Origin of the sequence: Micromonospora sp. CA-111912, assembly GCF_050948415.1 — a bacterium.
GTDB lineage: Bacteria > Actinomycetota > Actinomycetes > Mycobacteriales > Micromonosporaceae > Micromonospora.
On record NZ_CP192007.1, the window covers coordinates 7,047,615 to 7,065,857 of the forward strand.

The window sequence follows — 18,243 nt, forward strand, 5'->3', positions numbered from 1 at the left end:
ACTCTGTCGGTCCCGGGGCAGGTCGAGTCACACCGTGAGGAATCGACGCATGGCAGAAATCACTGGGGATCAGCGTGTCCAGTCCGAGGTGCTGGAAGGCCTCGCGACGGCGGTCAACCACCGCAGGTGGTTCGTCGAACTGGCCGTCCCGCACCTCGGTGACAACCCGATCGAGATCGGCAGCGGGCTGGGTGACTACGCCCTGGCGTGGGCGGACCACTTCCCCCGGTTCACCGCCACCGAGGCCGACCCGGACCGGCTGGTCGCCCTGAAGGAGCGCCTCGCCGCGCAGCCGAACATCGAGGTCCGGCAGATGCTGCTGCCGCACTCCGAGCGCGGGGACTACAGCGCCGCCGTGTCGTACAACGTGCTGGAGCACATCGAGGACCACGTGAGCGCGCTGGCCAGCATGCGCGACCTGGTCCGGCCGGGCGGCGTCGTGGTGATCATCGTGCCGGCGTTCCAGTTCGCGATGGGCCCCGCCGACATCGCCACCGGCCACGTCCGCCGGTACACCAAGAAGACCCTGGCCGCCGCGATGACCGAGGCCGGCCTGACCGTGGAGAAGATCCACTACGCGAACGCGCTCGGCCTGATCGGCTACTTCATGGCGACCAAGGTCTTCCGGCTGATGCCGAAGGAGGGCCCGATGGTCAAGGTCTACGACACCCTCGTCCTCCCCGCCACCAAGGCGGCGGAGCAACTGGTCCGCCCCCCGTTCGGCCAGTCCGTCTTCGCCGTAGCCCGCGTCCCCGCCTAACCCCCACCCACCCCCACCACCCCCACCCACCCCGACCGCCCCCGCGATCTTGCACCTTGGGCCCGGGCAATCCGGGCATGTGCCGCGAAACGCGGGCCGCAAGTGCAAGATCGCGGGCGGGTGGCTCAGTCCTTGACCTGGTACGTGGGGCGGATGACCGCGCGGGCCAGGGTGTGGAAGGCGAGGTTGAAGCCGACGTACGCGGGGGTGGCGTCCGGACCCACGTCGAGACGCTCGACGTCGACGGCGTGCACGGCGAAGACGTACCGGTGCGGGCGGTCGCCGGCCGGCGGGGCGGCGCCGCCGAACCCGGTCGCACCGTAGTCGTTGCGGACGCTGGACGCGTCGCCCAGGGCGGCCTCGTCGACGCCCCGGGGCAGCTCGGTCACCGAGGCGGGAAGGTCGACCAGCACCCAGTGCCAGAAGCCGCTGCCGGTCGGCGCGTCCGGGTCGAAGCAGGTGACCACGAAGCTCTTCGTCTCGGCGGGGAAGTCCGACCAGGCGAGCTGGGGTGAGACGTTCCCCCCGCCGACGCTGTCGTGGGCGTGCCGGGCGTCCATCGGCTCACCGTTGTGCACGTCGTCACTGGTCAGGGTGAACGACGCAACGGTCGGCAGCAGCTCGTACGGGTCCGGGGCGATCGGTCGTTCCAGGGACATCGGGACGGTCCTTCCGGTGGGCGAGTTCCTACGCATCTTCCTACCCCGTGACGTCCCGCCTATCGCCCACCGGCGCGGATCTACCCGCCGGCAGGCCACGGGCCGCGTCGGCTCATGCCTCGTGCGCGGCGGGCCGGCGGGGCCTTGCTGTCGCGTACGGCGACCATGCCGGGAGCGCGCCGCGCTCCCGGCGGCGCCGGTGAGCACGAAGGTAAGAACGAGGTGGCCGCGGAGCGGGGACCTAGGTGAAGATCTCAGGGTCGCATCCGGGTGTTTTCCCATATAGTTCGGGCGAGGTGCCGGTCGAGGATGGACGGACGTCCAGCCCTCAGGAGACGCCATGTCCAGTCGTACCGTAGCCGTAGCTATCGCCGTGCTCACCCTCCTCGCCGGATTGCCCACACCGGCACACGCCGGTCCCGCGCCGCCGAGTCTCGCCTGGGGCGAATGCCTCGACGACCTGCCGAACGTCCCGCTCGACGAGGGCGTGCAGTGCGCCCGGCTCCGCCTGCCGGTGGACTGGGCACGGCCGCACGGCCCAACGTTCGAGCTCGCCGTGGCGCACCGGGCCGCGCGCCTGCCGAACCGGCGGGTGGGCACGCTGGTGTTCGGGCCGGGCGGCCCGGGGGACTCCGGGGTGGAACGCATCCGCAGGGGAGACCGGTTCAGCGACGAGTTGCTCGACCGGTTCGACCTGGTCAGCTTCGACCCGCGTACCGTGGCCCGCACCGCCGCGCCGGTCTGCACGCCGGACCCGGCCCTGCGCAAGCCGCCGATCCCGCTGACCAGCCAGGCCGACTTCGACGCCGCAGTGGCGTACAACCGGGCGCTGTGGGACCGGTGCCGTCCGACCAGCCCCGTCTTCGACCACGCCGACACGCTCAGCACGGTGCACGACCTGGAGGCGCTGCGGCGTGCGCTGGGAGAACGGCGGCTGACCTTCCACGGCAGCTCGTACGGCACGCTGCTGGGCCAGCAGTACGCCGAGCAGTACCCCGGCCGGGTGCGGGCCGTCGTGCTGGAGGGCGTGTTCGACCACAGCCTCGGCGTGCGATCCTTCGCGTGGACCCAGGCGGCCGCACTGCAGGACGCGTTCGACGAGTTCGTGTCCTGGTGTGACAGATCAACCGAGTGTGTGCTTCGCGGCCGGGACGTGCGGTCGGTCTGGGCCGGGGTGCTGGCCCGCGCCGACCGCGGCGAGTACGCGCCCCGTACCGCCTTCGACGTCACCGCCGTGGCCCTCGGCACGCTCGCCGGCCCGAGCTGGCCGCAACTGGCCGCAGCCGTCCGGGATATGGACGGCGGCATCCCGCCCCGCGAGGTGAAGCTCCCGCTCGCCGTCGCGGCCCTCTGCGCGGACTGGCCGGCCACGGTACGCGACTACGAGGAGTACGCCGGTCTGGTCCGGGAGGCCAGGGCCGCCGCACCGGACGTCCGGTACGGTGCCGGGCTGCTGGCAGTGCAGACCTGCCTCGGCTGGCCGTCCCCGGTCCGGAATCCGCCGCACGACCTGCACGTGCACACCCGCACGCCGCTGCTGCTGCTCAACGCCCGGCACGACCCCCGCACCGGCTACGCCTGGGCTACCAACGTCGCCCGGCAACTGGGCCGGCAAGGGCGTCTGGTCACGTACGAGGGTTGGGGCCACGGCACGTACCTGCGCAACGACTGCACGAAAGCCGTGGTGGATCGGTACCTCGTCGAATTGGCGCTGCCCACCCCCGGTGCCCAATGCCCGGCTGGCATCGACGGAAAGGAATGAGGCCGCGTCAAAGCGGATCGAGGGAGTTGGGCTGACTCACATTCACCACCGGCACGTCTGATCAGCGCGAAGGACCTACGGGTAGGGACCGGCCTTACTGGGGAGGGTGGTGACGCTCGCCTGTTTCGAGCGGCGTCGTCGTGGCCGATGCCGGCTCGCCGGCGATGTACAACCAGTAGTCGGATCCGGTGGAAAGACCGCGGGCCCGCATCTGCTCGGCTACGGCCACGTGGTCGTCCGTCAAGGCCTGCTCCGGCGTGACCAGGCCCGCGGACGCGAACGGCTCCATCAGCACGTGGTACTGCTCGGCCGTCAAGCGGTCGCGCTTCAGCACGCCGCGTGCAGCGATCACCGTGCCGCTGATCGCGCTCGAACGCAGCTCAGGCTGGTGGGCATCGAGTTCCTCCGCGCGCGGCCGGAAGCTCGCAAGCACGGTCCTACGGATCTCGGAGTTCTGTGCCGCAGAAACCTTGGCCGCGTTGCTGGCATCGCGCCCGCCCTGTTGCCATAGATCGAGGACACGATCGAATACCCGGGTCAACGTCTCAGGTGCAAGGCCGGCGACCTCGCGCATGAACCCCTGCGTCTCGCTGTCGAGCATGGTCACTCTCCTCCGGCGGCCAGCATCCGTCGCGCCGAGCCTAGGTGGCGTCTGCGACGTCGCTGGCGACCAGTCAGACTGACCCACCAGCAGACGACAGGCCCCTCGCCAGCGTTTTCGCTGCTCAGGGAACAGATTGCTGTTCAGGGGCGGAGGGTACGGGATTCGAACCCATCGAGGACTGGTTGCCGCCGACCGGGCGGCAGGGGCCGGTGGCCGTGGGCAGCCGCCGGTACAGTGCCGCAGCATGGGCGCACTCAAGCCGTGGCACCTCGCCACGCTCTGCTGTCTCGTCACGTCGGCAGCGCTGCTCGCCGGCCTCGTCTGGTTCCTGGTGAGGCGGGCAAGCCGCCGTCGCTAGAGGCGGGGCTGCCCGTCCGGCGTCAAGGACGGCCCTTGGCGAGAACCTGTGGGACCGGGTCGGTAGCCACAGGCATGCACTGCTCTGGGAGCGGAGGGTGTGGGATTCGAACCCACGAAGACATCGCTGCCTTACCGGTTTTCAAGACCAGCGCCATCGGCCACTAGGCGAACCCTCCCGGACCACGCCCCGCAGGACGCGACCGCCGCCTAGTCTGCCAGAAGCCGGCACACGGGCGAGCCGCCATCCCACCCTGGGTGGCAGGGCGGCCGGATGCGGGGACCCCTGCCCGTCGTGCTGAGCAGCGGAATCTCTGCCGCGCGAGGTCCACAGTGGCCGCGGCTGCCGGCCCACCCGCTCCCCCGATCGGTGCGCCTGCGGCGGTGCGGCCCCCTCCGGCAGGGCACCGCCGATCCGCCATCGGGGGACACGGCCGGCCCGATCCCCATCTGGGCGTGGACGGTGGGCCGGATGGGGTAAGACTGGGCCATGCACGCGATCACGATCCCGGAGCCCGGCGGACCCGACGCACTCGTCTGGGCGGAGGTGCCCGATCCGGAGCCCGGCCCCGGCGAGGTGGTCGTGCACGTGCGGGCCAGCGCGGTGAACCGGGCCGACCTGCTGCAACGGCAGGGGCACTACCCACCGCCGCCGGGCGCGCCCGCGTACCCGGGGTTGGAGTGCTCGGGGTTGATCGGCGCGATCGGCGCGGACGTCACCGGGTGGGCGGTCGGCCAGGAGGTCTGCGCGCTGCTGGCCGGCGGCGGGTACGCCGAGCGGGTGGCCGTGCCCGCCGGGCAGCTCCTGCCGGTGCCGGACGGCGTCGACCTGGTCGACGCGGCGGCGCTGCCGGAGGTGGCCTGCACGGTCTGGTCGAACGTGGTCCGGCTCGCCGGGTTGGCGAAGGGCGAGACGCTGCTGGTGCACGGCGGGGGCAGCGGGATCGGCACGTTCGCCGTCCAGCTCGGCGGGGCGCTCGGCGCAACGGTCGTGGTGACGGCCCGGTCGGCCAAGCACGAGCGGCTGCGCGAGCTGGGTGCCGCGCACGCGATCGACTACCGGGAGCAGGACTTCGTCGAGGAGGTCCGGCGGGCCACCGACGGCCGGGGCGCGGACGTCATCCTCGACATCATGGGCGCTTCCTACCTGGCTCGGAACGTGGCCGCGCTGGCCACCGGCGGCCGGCTCGTGGTGATCGGCATGCAGGGCGGCCGGAAGGCGGAACTGGACCTGGGCGCGCTGCTGGCGAAGCGGGCCTCGGTGGCGGCCACCGCGCTGCGGTCCCGACCGCTGGCGGAAAAGGCGGCGATCGTCGCGGGCGTACGGGAGCAGGTCTGGCCGCTGGTGGCCGCCGGGGCGGTCCGCCCGGTCGTCGACCGGCGGCTGCCGATGGCCGAGGCCGCCGACGCGCACCGCCTGGTCGAGTCCAACGACCACGTCGGCAAGGTGCTGCTCACCCTCGGGTGACCCCGGCGTGTCACCCGGCGGGCGGTGCCTGCTCGGCGGGGGGCAGCATGAGCCTGGCACCGGGGCCCTCGCCCGAGAGCTTGTCCTCCGGGTTGTAGAGGGTGCAGCGCTGCAACGACAGGCAGCCGCAGCCGACGCAGCTGTCCAGGTCGTCGCGGAGCTTGATCATCAGCCGGATCTTCTCGCTCAGCCGGGCCCGCCATGCCGTCGACAGCTCCGCCCAGTCGGCGGCCGTCGGGGTACGGGAGGCGGGCAGCGAGTCCAGCGCGTCGCGGATCTCCTCCAGCGAGATGCCGACCTGCTGGGAGATCCGGACGAACGCCACCCGGCGCAGCTCGGTGCGGGCGTACCGGCGCTGGTTGCCGCTGGTGCGGTCGGCCCGGATCAGGCCGAGGCGCTCGTAGTAGCGAAGCGCCGACTGCGCGACGCCGCTGCGGGCGGCGAGCTGGCCGATGGTCAGGGATTCCTGCATCACGTCGCCTTGAGTTGAAGGGGACTTCAACTTGCAGGCTAGCGGCATGACCATCATGAGCGCCACCACGCGGGCCGCCGAAGGCGACCCACCCGCACCGATCGGGCCCCTGTTCGAGCGGGTCCGGGCAGGCCGGGAGTTCGGCCCGAACGTGTACTCGACCCTCGACGTCCTCCGGGTGCTCTACGACCGGGTGCTGCGGATCACCCCGGCGACCGTCGACGACCCGGACCGGGACCGGTTCCTGCTCTCCAAGGGGCACGCCGTCGCCGGCTACTACGCCGTGCTGGCCGCGAAGGGCTTCGTGCCCGTCGACTGGCTCGACGACCAGGGCGGCCCGGACAGCCGGCTCGGCGAACACCCGGACCGGCTGCTGGTCCCCGGGGTGGAGATCGGCTCCGGCTCGCTCGGCCACGGCCTCGGCCTAGGCGCGGGCACCGCGCTCGGGCTGCGGGCCCAGGGCCTGACGAACCCCCGGGTGTACGTCCTGCTCGGCGACGCCGAACTGGACGAGGGGTCCAACCACGAGGCGATCGCGTACGCGGGCGCGGTCGGGCTGGCGAACCTGACCGCCGTGGTGATCGACAACGACTCGGCCAGCCATGGCTGGCGGGGCGGGATCGCGACCCGGTTCACCGTCAACGGGTGGACCGCCGCGACCGTGGACGGGCGCGACCACGACGCCCTGCACGACGCCCTCACCGGGCAGGACGGGAACCGGCCGCACGTGGTCGTCGCGGTCGTCCGGGAGGGAAAGTGACCACGATGATGCGGGACGCCTTCGTCGACACGACCACGGCGCTGCTGGCCGAGCAGCCGCGCACCGCGCTGGTGCTCGCCGACATCTCGGCCGAGTCGTTCGCCACGGCCGCCGGGCGGCACCCCGACCGGGTGCTCAACGTGGGCATCCGGGAGCAGTTGATGGTGGGGGTGGCCGGCGGGCTCGCGCTGACCGGGCTGCGGCCGATCGTGCACAGCTACGCCCCGTTCCTCGTCGAGCGGGCGTACGAGCAGATCAAGCTGGACCTGGACCACCAGGGCGTGAGCGCGGTGCTGGTCGGCATCGGCGCGTCGTACGACCGGGCCGCCGCCGGGCGGACCCACCTGTCCCCGGCCGACGTCGCGTTGATCGACACCCTGGCCGGGTGGACCGTGCACGTGCCTGGGCACGCCGACGAGGTGCCCGCCCTGCTGCGCGCGGCGGTGGCCGGAGACGGTCCGGCGTACCTGCGGCTGTCGACGCTGGGCAACGACCGGCCGCGCGGCACGGACGGATCGCTCGCCGTGGTCCGGGACGCGGGGCCGGGAGCGCCGCTGCTGGTGGCGGTCGGGCCGGCGCTGGACGCGGCGCTGGCATCGATGGCCGGACTGGAGGTGACGGTGGCGTACACCCACCGGCCGCGACCGTTCGACGCGGCCGGGCTGCGGGCCCTCGCGGGAGCCGAGGTGATCCTGGTGGAGCCCTACCTGGCAGGAACGTCCGCCCGGCTGGTCGGTGACGCCCTGGTGGACCGGCCGCACCGGCTGCTGTCGCTCGGCGTGGGCCGGGAGGAGCTGCGACGGTACGGCTCCGCTGCCGACCACACCCGCTGGCACGGGCTGGACGCGGCGGGCCTCCGCCGGTCGGTCAGCGCCTTCCTCGAAGCGGGGCGCTGACCCGGGTCAGCGCTGCGGGGTGTCGACGGGACGGCGGCGGGTGCGCTCCCGGCCGAGGATCCAGATCGCCTCGACGCCGTCCTTCCAAGTGATCTTCTTGCCCTCCTCGCGGCCCCGCGCCCGGTAGCTGATCGGCACCTCGTACGGGCGGAGGCGCCGGCGCAGCAGCTTGCCGGTCACCTCGGCCTCCATGCCGAAGCCCCGGGAGCGGACGTCGAGGGAGCGGTAGAGGGCGACCGGCATCAGCTTGAAGCAGGTCTCCAGGTCGCCGATGTACGAGTTGAACAGCACGTTGGCCGCCATGGTGACGCCCTTGTTGCCCATCACGTACCAGAAGCTGTACGCGCTGTGGCTGCCGAAGGTGCGGTTGCCGTAGACCACCGTGGCCCGACCGTCGAGCACCGGGGCGAGCAGCTTGGGGATGTCCTGCGGGTCGTACTCCAGGTCGGCGTCGAGGATGACCATGTACTCGCCGTCGGCGTTGTCGACCGCCGTCTTGATGGCCGCGCCCTTGCCTGCGTTGCGCTGGTGGGTGATCACCCTCAGCCGAGCGTCGTCGGCGCGGCCGAGGATCTCGCCGGTGCCGTCGCGGCTGCCGTCGTCGACCACGAGCATCTCGATCTCGCACGGGTAGTCGACCGCCAGCGCCTGCTTGAGCGCATCCGCAATGCGTTCTTCCTCGTTGTAGACCGGCATCAGGATCGAGAGCTTCACGGGAATCTCCACGGGGGCGGCGACACGTCGGCCCCAGCCTAGCCTGGCAGTTAACACGGCGGTATTCCCCACCGGCGGGCATGGGGGGCAAGTATCCAGTCTGATGGTGTTTACTTCGCGCCATGTCGGCAGCCGGCTCCCTGCTCGTGGCGGCCCCACTCGCCGCCGTCCTGTCGCTCACCGTGGCGCTGCGGCCACGCGGGACCGACGCGGTCGCCCCGTTGCGCCTGGCCGTGATCCGAGCCACCGTGGTCACCGGCGCGTTCGCGGTGCTGACGGTGGAGCTGCTCGGGGCGCTGCGCCTGCTGACCCTGCCCGCCTTCGCGGTCGCCTGGCTGATCTTCCTCGCCGTCGCCGCCGGGGTCGCCGGCTGGCGACGCCGCCGCGACGGGACGCGGGGGGCCCCGGCCGCCACCGCCCGCGCCGGCCTCGCCCGGCTGGCCGGCCGGTGGCGTACGACGGGGCGGGGCGAGCGGCTGCTGGCCGGCACACTCGGCGGGCTGGTCCTGGTGGAGCTGCTGATCGCGCTGCTGGCCGAGCCCAACAACTTCGACTCGCAGACCTACCACCTACCCAAGGTGGAGCACTGGGTGGCCCAGCGCGGCCTGGAGTTCTGGCCCACTGCGATCCACCGGCAGGTGACAATCCCGCCCGGCGCGGAGTACCTGCTGCTGCACCTGCGGCTGTTCACCGGCGGCGACGCGCTGCACAACCTGGTCCAGTGGGCTGCCGGGGTGGGCTGCCTGCTGGTCGCCGCCCGGGTCGCCGCCCAGCTCGGCGGGGGGCGGCGGGCCCAGCTACTCACCGCGTTCGTGCTGGCCACCACCCCCATGGTGGCGCTCCAGGCGACCAGCACCCAGACCGACCTGGTCTGCGCCGCCTGGGTGGCCTGCGTGGCGACCCTGGCGCTGGACGGGCTACGCCGGCGGGCCGGGGCCGGCACGCTGCTGCTGCTCGGGGCGGCGACCGGACTGACCGCGGTGACGAAGACCAGCGGGCTGATCGGGGTCGGCCCGTTGCTGCTGCTCTGGGGCATCGGCCAGCTCCGGCTGGCGTGCCTGGGCGAACCGGTGCGGGCGCCCGGCGGCACCCCGGGCCGACCGGTGCTGGTCGGGGTCGGGGCGGCCGGCGGTGCGGGGGCGGTCGGGGCGGCCGGCGGTGCGGGGGCGGTCGAGGGCGGGGACCACCCGGCGGCCACGGCCGGGTCGGCCGGGCCGGCGGTGCGCGGCGGCGTCACGGGCCGCCCGGCGGGACCGTCCCGGGCGGCCCGGGTGGCCCGGACCACGGCCGGATCACTGCTGGTGCTGTTGGTCGCCCTGGCCGTGGTCGGGCCGTTCCTGGCCCGGGTGCAGGCCGAGTTCGGTCACCCGCTGGGCCCGCCCCGGCTGCGCGAGTCGATCCCGATGGAGCGGCACGACCCGGCGTCGGTCCTGGTGAACGCACTGCGCATCGGGCACACCGCGCTGGACACGCCGCTCGCCCCGGTCCGCGACGGCGCGGCCGAAGCGATCATGGCGGGGTCCCGCGCGATCGGGGTGGACCCGCAGGACCGGGCCATCACCTTCGGCCGGGAGGTGTTCCCGGTGCCGGCCTGGTACCCGGACGAGGACCGGGTGGCGTTCCCGCTGGCCGGCGCGCTCGCCCTGGTCGGGGCGGTGCTGGCGCTGGCCCGGCCGGCCCGGGTCGCCCCGGCCGCGGCCGGGGCGTTGCGGGCGTACGCCGTCGTGGTGGTGGCCGCCGTCCTGCTGCACACGGCGATGATCAAATGGCAGCCGTGGGGGAACCGGCTGCTGCTGTACGCCCTGATCCTGGCGGCCCCGCTGGCCGGCCTGTGGCTGGACGCGCTGCTCCGCCGCCGACTCGCGCCGGGCCGCCGGTCGGTGGCCGCCGGCCTGGCGGCCACGGTGCTGGCCGCCTCCGCCTTGGCCGGGGTGCTCGCCCTGTCGTACGGCTTCCCGCGCCGGCTGGTCGGTGCCGGATCGGTCTTCACCACCTCGGAGTGGGACACCCGCTTCCTGCGTCGGCCACAGTGGGCGGACGAGTTCCGCGGGGCCGCCGACGCGGTGCGGGCGTCCGGCGCGCGGCGGATCGGGCTGGTGCAGCAGAACGACAACTGGGAGTACCCGTGGTGGCTGCTGCTGCGTGACGCCGACGGCCGCCCGCCCGAGCTGGTGGCGCTGGAGTCGGTGCTGCCGGACCTCCCGCCGGCCGCCCCCGCCTCGACGGACGCGATCGTCTGCACCGGCAGCCGGGCGGCCTGCGTGAAGCTCGTGCCGCCCCGCTGGACGCTGACCTGGCGGGGCTACGTCGGCTACGCCCTCCCGCCCACCTGATCAGGACGCCCGGGCAGCCGCGGTGGCTACGCCCCGGACCGCGGCCGAAGGTCGGCATCGGCCGCGTACCCGACGCCCCGGTGGGTGCGGATCACCCCGGCCGCCCCGCCCAGCTTGGCCCGGATCTGCGCCACGTGCACGTCGACGGTGCGGGTGCCGGCGTGCACGGCGTACCCCCAGACGCCGGCCAGCAGCTCCGCCCGGGTGCAGACCCGGCCGGGCCGGGCCATCAGGTGGGCGAGCAGGTCGAACTCGGTGGAGGTGAACTGCACCGGTACGCCGGCCACGGTCACCGTTCGGCGGGTCGGGTCGATGGTCACCGGGCCCACCGTGCGGACCCGCTCGTCGGCCCCGGGCGCGCCGGCCGCGCGGCGTAGCACCACACGGACCCGGGCGATCAGCTCGCGCGGGCTGACCGGCTTGGCCACGTGGTCTTCCGCGCCGAGTTCCAGGCCGACGATCCGGTCCACCTCGTCGCGAGTGGTGAGGAAAATGACGGGCGTCCGGTCGCCGGCCTCGCGCAACCGCCGGCAGATCTCGGTGCCGGCCAGGCCGGGCAGGGCGATGTCCAGGACGCAGACCACCGGACGCAACCTGCGTACGGCGGCCAGCCCGACAGCACCGTCCCGTTCCAGGTGTACGCCGAAGCCGTCCCAGGTCAGGTGGAGCCGAACCAGGTCCGCGGTGGCGGGATCGTCCTCGACCACGAGAACGAGCCCGCGCGGCGGTACGTCGACGGTCACCGGCTCATGATTGCCGAACCTCGACGCCCGGGGCGATCCGGGCCGCGTTCGAATCGGACAAGGACCCGCTCAGCGGATCACCACGGGCCGCAACGCGGTGGGGCGGGCGGCGGCCGGGGCGTCGCCGATGGTGGCCACGATCCGCTCCCGGGCCGTCCGGAGCCGGGTCCGGAACGTGTGGTGCAGCAGGGCGTCGAGCTGCCACACCTGCCTCGGGTGCTGGGGCCGGATGAGGAACCGCTCCCGGACGCCGTCGATGGCGGTGGCGGCCAGCTCGACCGCGGGCAGCCGGGGGTCCGGGCTCCACGTGACGTCGGTCAGCTCGCGCAGCTCGGCGTTGAGGTGCAGGCACAGGCGGTGCAGCACCCGGGTCTGCCGGATGACGACGAGACGCCGGTGGGTCAGCAGCAGGAGGTACTCGCCGACCGGAGGCTGCGGCCGGCTGCACCGGGTCACCAGGATGGTGGCGTCGCCCGCGCCGACGCAGCGGCGGAAGATCGGTATGTGCCGGCTGACGGTCTGCGCCGCCAGGCCGGTGTCGGCGGCTGCGGGCAGGAACGTTCGGGAGAAGACGTCCATGCCCTGCCCAACGACAGGGGCGGCGGCGTGACATGGGTCACGGCCGATTTGCGGAACTTCCACGTTCCGGCGGCCCACCGGGGGTCAGGGCGGCCCGGCGCCGGCTGGCGGGCCCCCGACCGGCTGCGCTCACCGCAGCGGTCGCACGGGCCCGGGCTCAGCCGGCGAGCCCGTGCAGGGACTGGCCGTGCGGACCGGCCCAGGCGACCGGACGGCCGTCGAGGGAGAGCAGGAAGCGGGTGGCGTCGCCGGGCGGCGGCGCGGGCATGTCGGCGGGCGCCGGCAGCACCCCGTCCGCCTCGTTGGCGATCCAGTGTCCGGGCAGCCCGGCGACGGTACGGACGAACCCGGTGCGGGCCACGGGCGGCACGTACGCCAGGACGGCGCTGTGGAACACCACGAGGGTGGCCCCCGGCGGCGCGGCGGCGGCCAGCGCCGGCAGGTCGGCGAGCAGGTCCCCCCGCCGCAGCAGGGGCGGGGCGGCGCGGGCGACCCGGGCGGCGGCGGTCAACCGGTCCCGCCGCCCGTGCTGCTCGGGCCAGACCAGGGCGGTGAGCCAGCCCAGGTCGTCCGGGTCGGTGACGTCCAGCGGGTTCAGGTCGAGCCCGGCCCGCCACATCACCTCCGGCACCCGGTCGGGCAGCGCGACGTCACCCGTCACCGTGCAGGTGAGCCGTACGGGGCTCGCCTCCGGGCCGACCAGGTGGTCGTCCGCCCCGGCGCGGACTGTAGCGGTACCGGTAGGCGTCGGGGCGGTCCCCGGCTACCGACTGTCCGGCTCGAACAGCTCGGCGAGCCAGCCAGGGACCGCCCGGCGTACTCGGCGCGGGCCGGGTCCGGCGTGCACAGGGCCCGCCGCCAGGACAGCGACCGGCTGACCTTCGCCACGGTGACCGCGAGGTCGGCCGCCTCCCGCAGGTCGGCCCGGTCGTGCCGGTCGGTCCAGGCGTCGAGGTACGCGTCCCGCAGCCGGGCCAGCACCGGGTCGCCGGCCGGCAGTTCGAAGGAGTACGCGACCGAGTTCGGCGCCACCAGGAGGGTGCCGAAGGGATGGGCCAGCGAGGCGTCGCCCCAGTCGAAGACGCGGTGGTCGGCCGCGAAGACGTTGCCGTCGTGTAGATCGTCGTGCTGCACGCCGGCTGGTACGCCGAACGAGGCGAGCCGGCGGCAGCGCGCCTCGAACTCCGGCACGAACGCCCGCAGCCGCTCGTACGTCTGCGGGGCCAGGCCGTCCGGGGCGCCGACACGCATCGCCTCGCGGTCGTCGAGCAGCCCGGCGAGCAGGCCCGGCATCGCCTCCGGGCGGTGGTCCGGCACGCCGAGGGCCAGCAGCTCGCCGGCCAGCGGCGCGGTCGCGCGCTGGAGCGCGGCGTACCCGGTCAGGGCGCGTTCCCAGGCGGCCGGGTCACGGTCTCGGGCCAGCGCGTCCTGCAGGGTCTCCCCGCCGTCGGGCAGCAGCGCCCAGCCCCGCTCGGCGTCCACCGCCACCGGCTCGGGGACGCGCCCGGGGGCGATCCGGGCCAACGCGCCGAGCAGCCCCGCCTCGAAGCGGGTGCCGGCGTTGTTGGCCTTGAACCAGTACGGGCCGGCGTCGGTGGGCAGTCGCCAGACCAGCGACCAGGGCCGGAGCCGGCCCTGGGCCGGGCCGGTGATCCGGCGGCCGGCCCTGCCGAGGTGGTCGGCGGCCCAGGTGTGGGCTAGGTCCTGCCACCGCTGGTCGGACCAGTCGGCGGGCAGCGTCCGGGAGTCGGTCACGGTGGACAGACTAGGAGCCGCGCCGGCGCGGGGCGAGGAGTTTCCGCCGACCGGCTGGGCTGTCAGAGCAGCTCGACGATGGTGGCGTTGGCCATGCCGCCGCCCTCGCACATGGTCTGCAGGCCGTAGCGGATGCCGTTGTCCCGCATGTGCTGGAGCATCGTGGTCATGATCCGGGCTCCGGAGGCGCCGAGCGGGTGGCCCAGGGCGATCGCGCCACCGCGCGGGTTCAGCCGCTCCGGGTCGGCCTCCGTCTCGGCCAGCCAGGCCAGCGGGACCGGGGCGAACGCCTCGTTCACCTCGTACACGCCGATCTCCTCGATGCCCAGCCCCGCGCGGCGCAGCGCCTTCGCGGTGGCCGGGATGGGGGCGGTGAGCATGGCGACCGGGTCGTCGGCGGCGACCACGGCGGTGTGCACCCGGGCCAACGGGCGCAGGCCGTGCCGGCCGGCCCACTCGGAGGTGGTGACGGCGAGCGCGGCGGCGCCGTCGGAGATCTGGGACGCCGAGCCGGCGGTGACCACGCCGTCGGACCGGAACGGGGTCTTCAGCTCGCCGAGCTTCGCCAGCGTGGTGTCCCGGCGGATGCCCTCGTCGGCGGCGAAGCTCCCACCTTCGGACAGGACCACGGGGGCCAGCTCGGGATCGAACGCCCCGGCGTCCTGCGCGACGGCGGCCTTCTCGTGGCTGGCCAGGGCGAACTCGTCGAGTTGGGCGCGGGAGAAGCGCCAGCGGGCGGCGATCAGCTCCGCGCCGACGCCCTGGTTGAACGGCAGCGGGGAGTCCTCGGCGAAGCCCTCGATCCCCCGGTAGCGGTCGCGGATCTGGTCGCTGAACGGTGCGGCGTCGCCGACGCTGGAGCCCATCGGCACCCGGGTCATCGACTCGACACCGCCGGCCACCACCAGCTCGGCCTGGCCGGACGCGACGGTGGCGGCTGCGAAGTGCAGGGCCTGTTGGCTGGACCCGCACTGCCGGTCCAGCGTGGTGCCGGGCACCGACTCCGGCCAGCCGGCGGCGAGCACGCCGTTGCGGGCGACGTTCCACGACTGCTCGCCGACCTGGGACACGCAGCCCCAGACGACGTCGTCGACCTGCTCGGGGTCGATGCCGGTGCGCTCGGCCAGGGCGCGCAGCACGTGGGCCGAGAGGTCGACCGGATGCACGGAGGCCAGGCTGCCCTTGCGCCGCCCGACCGGGGTCCGTACCGCACCGACGATGACCGCGTCACTCATGTTTACTCCCCGGTAACCTGGCGGGCCTCGATACTACGTCCTGTCCCGGCCGGCCGTCCCCCACACCGGCCGGTGGCGGCAGGCCGAGGCGGTCCGGGCAGGCCGAGGCGGTCCCGGCAGGGCATGCTGTAGGCATGCGGCCAGAGCGGATCCCGGAGTCGTCGACGACGGAGCGGCAGTGGCGGGTGCCGGCCTCGGTGCCGGTGGTCAAGCTGGTCGGCGCGGCGGCGCTGGTCGGGCTCGGGCTGCTCTTCGCCGAGGGCGACCGGGTGCCGCTGGTGCTGGCCGCCGCGGCCGCCGTCGGGCTCGCCGGTTGGGCGGCGCGCGACCTGCTGGTGCCGGTGCGGCTCGCCGTCGACCCGGCGGGGATCACGGTGGTCCGGGGTTTCGCCGGCCGACGCCGGCTCGCCTGGGACACCGTCGAGGCGATCACCGTGGACCGTAGACCCCGGCTGGGGCTGTCCACCGAGATCCTGGAGATCGACGTGGGTGACTCGCTGCACCTGTTCGGCCGGTACGACCTGGACGCCCCGCCCGGCGAGGTGGCCGAGGCGCTGCGCGCCGCCCACGGCGAGACCCCCTGACACCACGCTGCGGACCCGGCCCCGCGTCGGGGATCAGCCCGTGAGCGACGCCGTGCGGACCAGCGCGAGCCCGATCAGCGCCACCAGCACCAGCACGGCGCCGACGGCCTGGAACAGCCCGCGCCGGGACCGGGGCGCGTACGCCAGCAGCAGGGCCATCACCCCGCCGATCACCAGCCCGCCGAGGTGGCCGGGGATGGAGATGCCCGGCACGGTCAGGGTGAAGACCAGGTTGATCACCAGGACCGGGAGCACCGAGGAGATGTCCCGCCCCATCCGGCGTTCGATCACGATCAACGCGGCGAACAGGCCGAAGACCGCGGTGGACGCCCCGGCCGTGGTGGAGTTCTCGGCGCTGAACAGGTAGGCGGCCACGTTCCCGCCGAGCCCGGCGACCAGGTAGAGGGAGAGGAAGCGCAGCGGCCCGAGGTTGGCCTCCAGCGACCGGCCGAGCACCCAGAGCGCCCACATGTTCAGCAGCAGGTGGATCACGCCGTAGTGCAGGAACATCGCGGTGACCAGCCGGTACCACTCGCCCTGGGCGATGCCGTGCACGCTGCCGTCGGGGAAGAGGGCCTGACCGAGCACCGAGCCCCAGTCGGTCAGCGGCGTGCTGCCGCCCATCAGGCCACCGAAGCCGGAGCCGCCCGCCACCGCGTCCCCGCCCCGGTCGGAGGCGATGGACAGGACCATGAGCAGCACGTTCAGCGCGATGAGGGTCTTCGTGACGTAGCCGTGGCGGCCGACGGTACCGCCGCCGAAGGCGGTACGCGTCGGCCGCACGCTACGGCGCCCCTCGTCCACGCACTCGGGGCACTGGTGCCCGACCGAGGCGTCCCGCATGCAGTCCGGGCAGATCGGCCGGTCGCAGCGGGTGCACCGGACGTACGTCTCCCGGCCGGGGTGCCGGTAGCAGACCGGGGTGGTCGGTGGGGACTCACTCACGGCCGCTGCCTCCCGGTGCCGGCGGGGCGCTCAGTCATGCGAGCAAAGGTACCTCGCCACCCCCGTCAGGCCGGGGTGCGCTCGATCTCGACGCGCTCGATGACGACGTCGGAGATCGGACGGTCGCTCGGGCCGGTCGGGGTGCTGGCGATCGAGTCGACGACCTTCGCCGACGCCTCGTCGGCCACCTGGCCGAAGATGGTGTGCCGGTTGGTCAGGTGCGGGGTCGGCCCCACGGTGATGAAGAACTGCGAGCCGTTGGTGCCTGGCCCGGCGTTCGCCATGGCGAGCAGGTAGGGCCGGTCGAAGCGCAGCTCGGGGTGAAACTCGTCACCGAACTTGTAGCCCGGGCCGCCGCGACCGGTGCCGGTCGGGTCACCCATCTGGACCATGAAGCCGCTGATCACCCGGTGCGAGATCGTGCCGTCGTAGTACGGCCCGTTGCCCGGCTGACCCGTACGCGGGTCGGTGTATTCCTTGTTGCCCTCGGCCAGGTCCACGAAGTTGCGGACCGTCTTCGGCGCGTGGTTGGGAAAGAGCTCCAGCCGGATCGGGCCAGCGTTGGTGTGCAAGGTGGCGTAGACAGCCTCGGCCACGGGTACTCCTCAGTCGTTGGTCAGTTCCATGCGGATCCTCCCATGTGCCCGATCTGGCAGTGCGGAGGCATCCGAAGGTGGAGGATGACGGAGGAACAACTCCCAGGAGGTGGGACCGTGTTTGGAATCGGGCGGCGAAAGACCCAGGGGCAGCGAGCCAAGGTCGAGCTGAACCAGGGCATCGGTCACCTGAAGCAGGCCGCCACGTACGCGGCGAGGGGTGCCGGTGCCACGGTCGCCCCGCGGGTCCAGGCGGCCCGGGGCGCAGTCGCGCCGACCGCCCTCGTGGTGCGGGACCGGGCGTCGAGCGGTCTCGCGTCGACGGTCGCGGCCCTCGCGCCGCTGGCCCTGGCCGTCCGCAACGCCCAGGCCGAGGCGGCCGGCAAGGCCGTCGCCGGCAAGAAGGCCGCCGCCGGGCGGCAGGCCGCGTTGGGCAAGAAGGTCAAGGCGAAGAGCCTGAAGGTCACGCGGAGGAAGCAGAAGAAGTCGTCGCGCGGCACGATGGTCGGCCTGCTGGCCGCCGGCACGGTCGCCGGCCTGGCCGGCGCGATGGCCATGCGCCGCCGCCGGGAGCAGCAGGAGTGGACCGAGTACGCCCCGGCCCGCACCCTGGAGCCGGCCCGCGACGAGGTGGACACCCTGATCGTGGAGACCCCGTCGGCGAACGGCGCGAAGGTGACCGACTCGTCCACCATGTCCGGTGGCTCGCCGGTGGCCGGCGGGCCGACCGGGGCCGGCAGCTCGGCGGTGGCCGGCGGCGACAGCGCCTCCACCAGCACCCTCGACACCCAGCCGGTGATCCACCCGAACGACAAGGTGCCCTCGGTCGCCGAGGGCGCACGGGACGTCTCCGGCCGTCCGGCCGACGACCTCACCACGGCCCTCGGCAAGGAGCACACCGCGCGGTCCGGCGGCCGGCGCTGACCCTTCGGTCCATCGCCCGCGGCGCGGAGACGACCCCCGTCGTCCCGCGCCGCGGGCGTTTCCGGGGCGCCTGTCCATCGCAGCCGGGCCAGGCCGG

General features: G+C 73.8%; 19 protein-coding genes and 1 tRNA gene. 8 read left to right on the forward strand and 12 right to left on the reverse strand.

Annotated features, from left to right (window positions below; genetic code table 11):
* The first annotated feature begins 49 nt into the window (after positions 1–49).
* Positions 50–760 (forward strand): class I SAM-dependent methyltransferase, encoded by a 711-nt coding sequence (locus ACQPZO_RS30145; RefSeq protein ID WP_433345557.1) that lies wholly within the window; start codon positions 50–52, stop codon positions 758–760.
* 125 nt (positions 761–885) lie between these two features.
* Here the strand turns inward: ACQPZO_RS30145 and ACQPZO_RS30150 are convergent, their stop codons facing one another.
* Complete coding sequence (locus ACQPZO_RS30150) at positions 886–1,419, reverse strand: YbhB/YbcL family Raf kinase inhibitor-like protein (RefSeq protein ID WP_433345559.1); 534 nt, start codon at positions 1,417–1,419, stop codon at positions 886–888.
* Positions 1,420–1,759: 340 nt separating this feature from the next.
* On the opposite strand from ACQPZO_RS30150, the gene ACQPZO_RS30155 reads away from it, so the two are divergent.
* Positions 1,760–3,181 (forward strand): alpha/beta fold hydrolase, encoded by a 1,422-nt coding sequence (locus ACQPZO_RS30155; protein WP_433345561.1) that lies wholly within the window; start codon positions 1,760–1,762, stop codon positions 3,179–3,181.
* Between the two features lie 94 nt (positions 3,182–3,275).
* Here ACQPZO_RS30155 and ACQPZO_RS30160 read toward each other — a convergent pair whose 3' ends face one another.
* Positions 3,276–3,782: a hypothetical protein gene (locus ACQPZO_RS30160; protein WP_433345563.1), complete on the reverse strand. Its 507-nt coding sequence runs from the start codon at positions 3,780–3,782 to the stop codon at positions 3,276–3,278.
* A gap of 452 nt (positions 3,783–4,234) precedes the next feature.
* A tRNA-Ser gene (locus ACQPZO_RS30165) sits at positions 4,235–4,321 on the reverse strand.
* A gap of 311 nt (positions 4,322–4,632) precedes the next feature.
* Between ACQPZO_RS30165 and ACQPZO_RS30170 the strand changes: the two genes are divergently transcribed.
* Positions 4,633–5,610, forward strand: a complete 978-nt coding sequence (locus ACQPZO_RS30170) for an NAD(P)H-quinone oxidoreductase (RefSeq protein ID WP_433345566.1) — start codon at positions 4,633–4,635, stop codon at positions 5,608–5,610.
* Positions 5,611–5,620: 10 nt separating this feature from the next.
* On the opposite strand, the gene soxR is transcribed toward ACQPZO_RS30170, so the two are convergent.
* Positions 5,621–6,082 (reverse strand): redox-sensitive transcriptional activator SoxR, encoded by a 462-nt coding sequence (gene soxR, locus ACQPZO_RS30175; protein ID WP_433345568.1) that lies wholly within the window; start codon positions 6,080–6,082, stop codon positions 5,621–5,623.
* A gap of 46 nt (positions 6,083–6,128) precedes the next feature.
* Between soxR and ACQPZO_RS30180 the strand changes: the two genes are divergently transcribed.
* Positions 6,129–6,842, forward strand: coding sequence for a transketolase (locus ACQPZO_RS30180; protein WP_433345570.1), 714 nt, complete (start codon positions 6,129–6,131; stop codon positions 6,840–6,842).
* An 8-nt stretch (positions 6,843–6,850) separates the two neighbouring features.
* Positions 6,851–7,738 carry a transketolase family protein gene (locus ACQPZO_RS30185; RefSeq protein WP_433351353.1) on the forward strand — a complete coding sequence of 296 codons (888 nt, stop codon included), beginning with the start codon at positions 6,851–6,853 and terminating at the stop codon, positions 7,736–7,738.
* 6 nt (positions 7,739–7,744) lie between these two features.
* Here ACQPZO_RS30185 and ACQPZO_RS30190 read toward each other — a convergent pair whose 3' ends face one another.
* A complete protein-coding gene (locus tag ACQPZO_RS30190; protein ID WP_433345572.1) occupies positions 7,745–8,452 on the reverse strand; it encodes a glycosyltransferase family 2 protein in 708 nt (235 codons plus the stop codon).
* 122 nt (positions 8,453–8,574) lie between these two features.
* Between ACQPZO_RS30190 and ACQPZO_RS30195 the strand changes: the two genes are divergently transcribed.
* Entirely contained in the window at positions 8,575–10,785 is a 2,211-nt protein-coding gene (locus tag ACQPZO_RS30195) for a hypothetical protein (RefSeq protein WP_433345573.1), read from the forward strand.
* A gap of 26 nt (positions 10,786–10,811) precedes the next feature.
* On the opposite strand, the gene ACQPZO_RS30200 is transcribed toward ACQPZO_RS30195, so the two are convergent.
* From ACQPZO_RS30200 to ACQPZO_RS30220, 5 genes are all read right to left on the reverse strand, one after another.
* Positions 10,812–11,528, reverse strand: coding sequence for a response regulator transcription factor (locus tag ACQPZO_RS30200; protein WP_433345575.1), 717 nt, complete (start codon positions 11,526–11,528; stop codon positions 10,812–10,814).
* 69 nt (positions 11,529–11,597) lie between these two features.
* Positions 11,598–12,107: a hypothetical protein gene (locus ACQPZO_RS30205; protein WP_433345577.1), complete on the reverse strand. Its 510-nt coding sequence runs from the start codon at positions 12,105–12,107 to the stop codon at positions 11,598–11,600.
* 157 nt (positions 12,108–12,264) lie between these two features.
* Positions 12,265–12,768, reverse strand: coding sequence for a DUF2332 family protein (locus ACQPZO_RS30210; protein ID WP_433345579.1), 504 nt, complete (start codon positions 12,766–12,768; stop codon positions 12,265–12,267).
* A complete protein-coding gene (locus ACQPZO_RS30215) occupies positions 12,765–13,862 on the reverse strand; it encodes an aminoglycoside phosphotransferase family protein (RefSeq protein WP_433345581.1) in 1,098 nt (365 codons plus the stop codon). The genes ACQPZO_RS30210 and ACQPZO_RS30215 overlap by 4 nt, the downstream gene beginning before the upstream one ends.
* A gap of 62 nt (positions 13,863–13,924) precedes the next feature.
* Complete coding sequence (locus tag ACQPZO_RS30220) at positions 13,925–15,097, reverse strand: thiolase family protein (RefSeq protein ID WP_433345583.1); 1,173 nt, start codon at positions 15,095–15,097, stop codon at positions 13,925–13,927.
* 134 nt (positions 15,098–15,231) lie between these two features.
* Between ACQPZO_RS30220 and ACQPZO_RS30225 the strand changes: the two genes are divergently transcribed.
* Positions 15,232–15,681: a PH domain-containing protein gene (locus tag ACQPZO_RS30225; RefSeq protein WP_433345585.1), complete on the forward strand. Its 450-nt coding sequence runs from the start codon at positions 15,232–15,234 to the stop codon at positions 15,679–15,681.
* A gap of 33 nt (positions 15,682–15,714) precedes the next feature.
* Here ACQPZO_RS30225 and ACQPZO_RS30230 read toward each other — a convergent pair whose 3' ends face one another.
* Both ACQPZO_RS30230 and ACQPZO_RS30235 read right to left on the reverse strand, forming a co-directional pair.
* A complete protein-coding gene (locus tag ACQPZO_RS30230; RefSeq protein ID WP_433345587.1) occupies positions 15,715–16,626 on the reverse strand; it encodes a rhomboid family intramembrane serine protease in 912 nt (303 codons plus the stop codon).
* Between the two features lie 65 nt (positions 16,627–16,691).
* A complete protein-coding gene (locus ACQPZO_RS30235; RefSeq protein WP_405115398.1) occupies positions 16,692–17,222 on the reverse strand; it encodes a peptidylprolyl isomerase in 531 nt (176 codons plus the stop codon).
* Between the two features lie 84 nt (positions 17,223–17,306).
* Here ACQPZO_RS30235 and ACQPZO_RS30240 point away from each other — a divergent pair, with 84 nt between their 5' ends.
* Entirely contained in the window at positions 17,307–18,146 is an 840-nt protein-coding gene (locus ACQPZO_RS30240) for a hypothetical protein (RefSeq protein WP_433345589.1), read from the forward strand.
* The last annotated feature ends 97 nt before the right edge of the window (positions 18,147–18,243 follow it).

Bases quoted from the DNA above. Each gene is read 5' to 3' on its own strand.
- ACQPZO_RS30145 (WP_433345557.1), top strand. From the start codon at position 50: ATGGCAGAAATCACTGGGGATCAGCGTGTCCAGTCCGAGGTGCTGGAA.
- ACQPZO_RS30150 (WP_433345559.1), bottom strand. From the start codon at position 1,419: ATGTCCCTGGAACGACCGATCGCCCCGGACCCGTACGAGCTGCTGCCG.
- ACQPZO_RS30155 (WP_433345561.1), top strand. From the start codon at position 1,760: ATGTCCAGTCGTACCGTAGCCGTAGCTATCGCCGTGCTCACCCTCCTC.
- ACQPZO_RS30160 (WP_433345563.1), bottom strand. From the start codon at position 3,782: ATGCTCGACAGCGAGACGCAGGGGTTCATGCGCGAGGTCGCCGGCCTT.
- ACQPZO_RS30170 (WP_433345566.1), top strand. From the start codon at position 4,633: ATGCACGCGATCACGATCCCGGAGCCCGGCGGACCCGACGCACTCGTC.
- soxR (WP_433345568.1), bottom strand. From the start codon at position 6,082: ATGCAGGAATCCCTGACCATCGGCCAGCTCGCCGCCCGCAGCGGCGTC.
- ACQPZO_RS30180 (WP_433345570.1), top strand. From the start codon at position 6,129: ATGACCATCATGAGCGCCACCACGCGGGCCGCCGAAGGCGACCCACCC.
- ACQPZO_RS30185 (WP_433351353.1), top strand. From the start codon at position 6,851: ATGCGGGACGCCTTCGTCGACACGACCACGGCGCTGCTGGCCGAGCAG.
- ACQPZO_RS30195 (WP_433345573.1), top strand. From the start codon at position 8,575: ATGTCGGCAGCCGGCTCCCTGCTCGTGGCGGCCCCACTCGCCGCCGTC.
- ACQPZO_RS30205 (WP_433345577.1), bottom strand. From the start codon at position 12,107: ATGGACGTCTTCTCCCGAACGTTCCTGCCCGCAGCCGCCGACACCGGC.
- ACQPZO_RS30220 (WP_433345583.1), bottom strand. From the start codon at position 15,097: ATGAGTGACGCGGTCATCGTCGGTGCGGTACGGACCCCGGTCGGGCGG.
- ACQPZO_RS30225 (WP_433345585.1), top strand. From the start codon at position 15,232: ATGCGGCCAGAGCGGATCCCGGAGTCGTCGACGACGGAGCGGCAGTGG.
- ACQPZO_RS30240 (WP_433345589.1), top strand. From the start codon at position 17,307: ATGACGGAGGAACAACTCCCAGGAGGTGGGACCGTGTTTGGAATCGGG.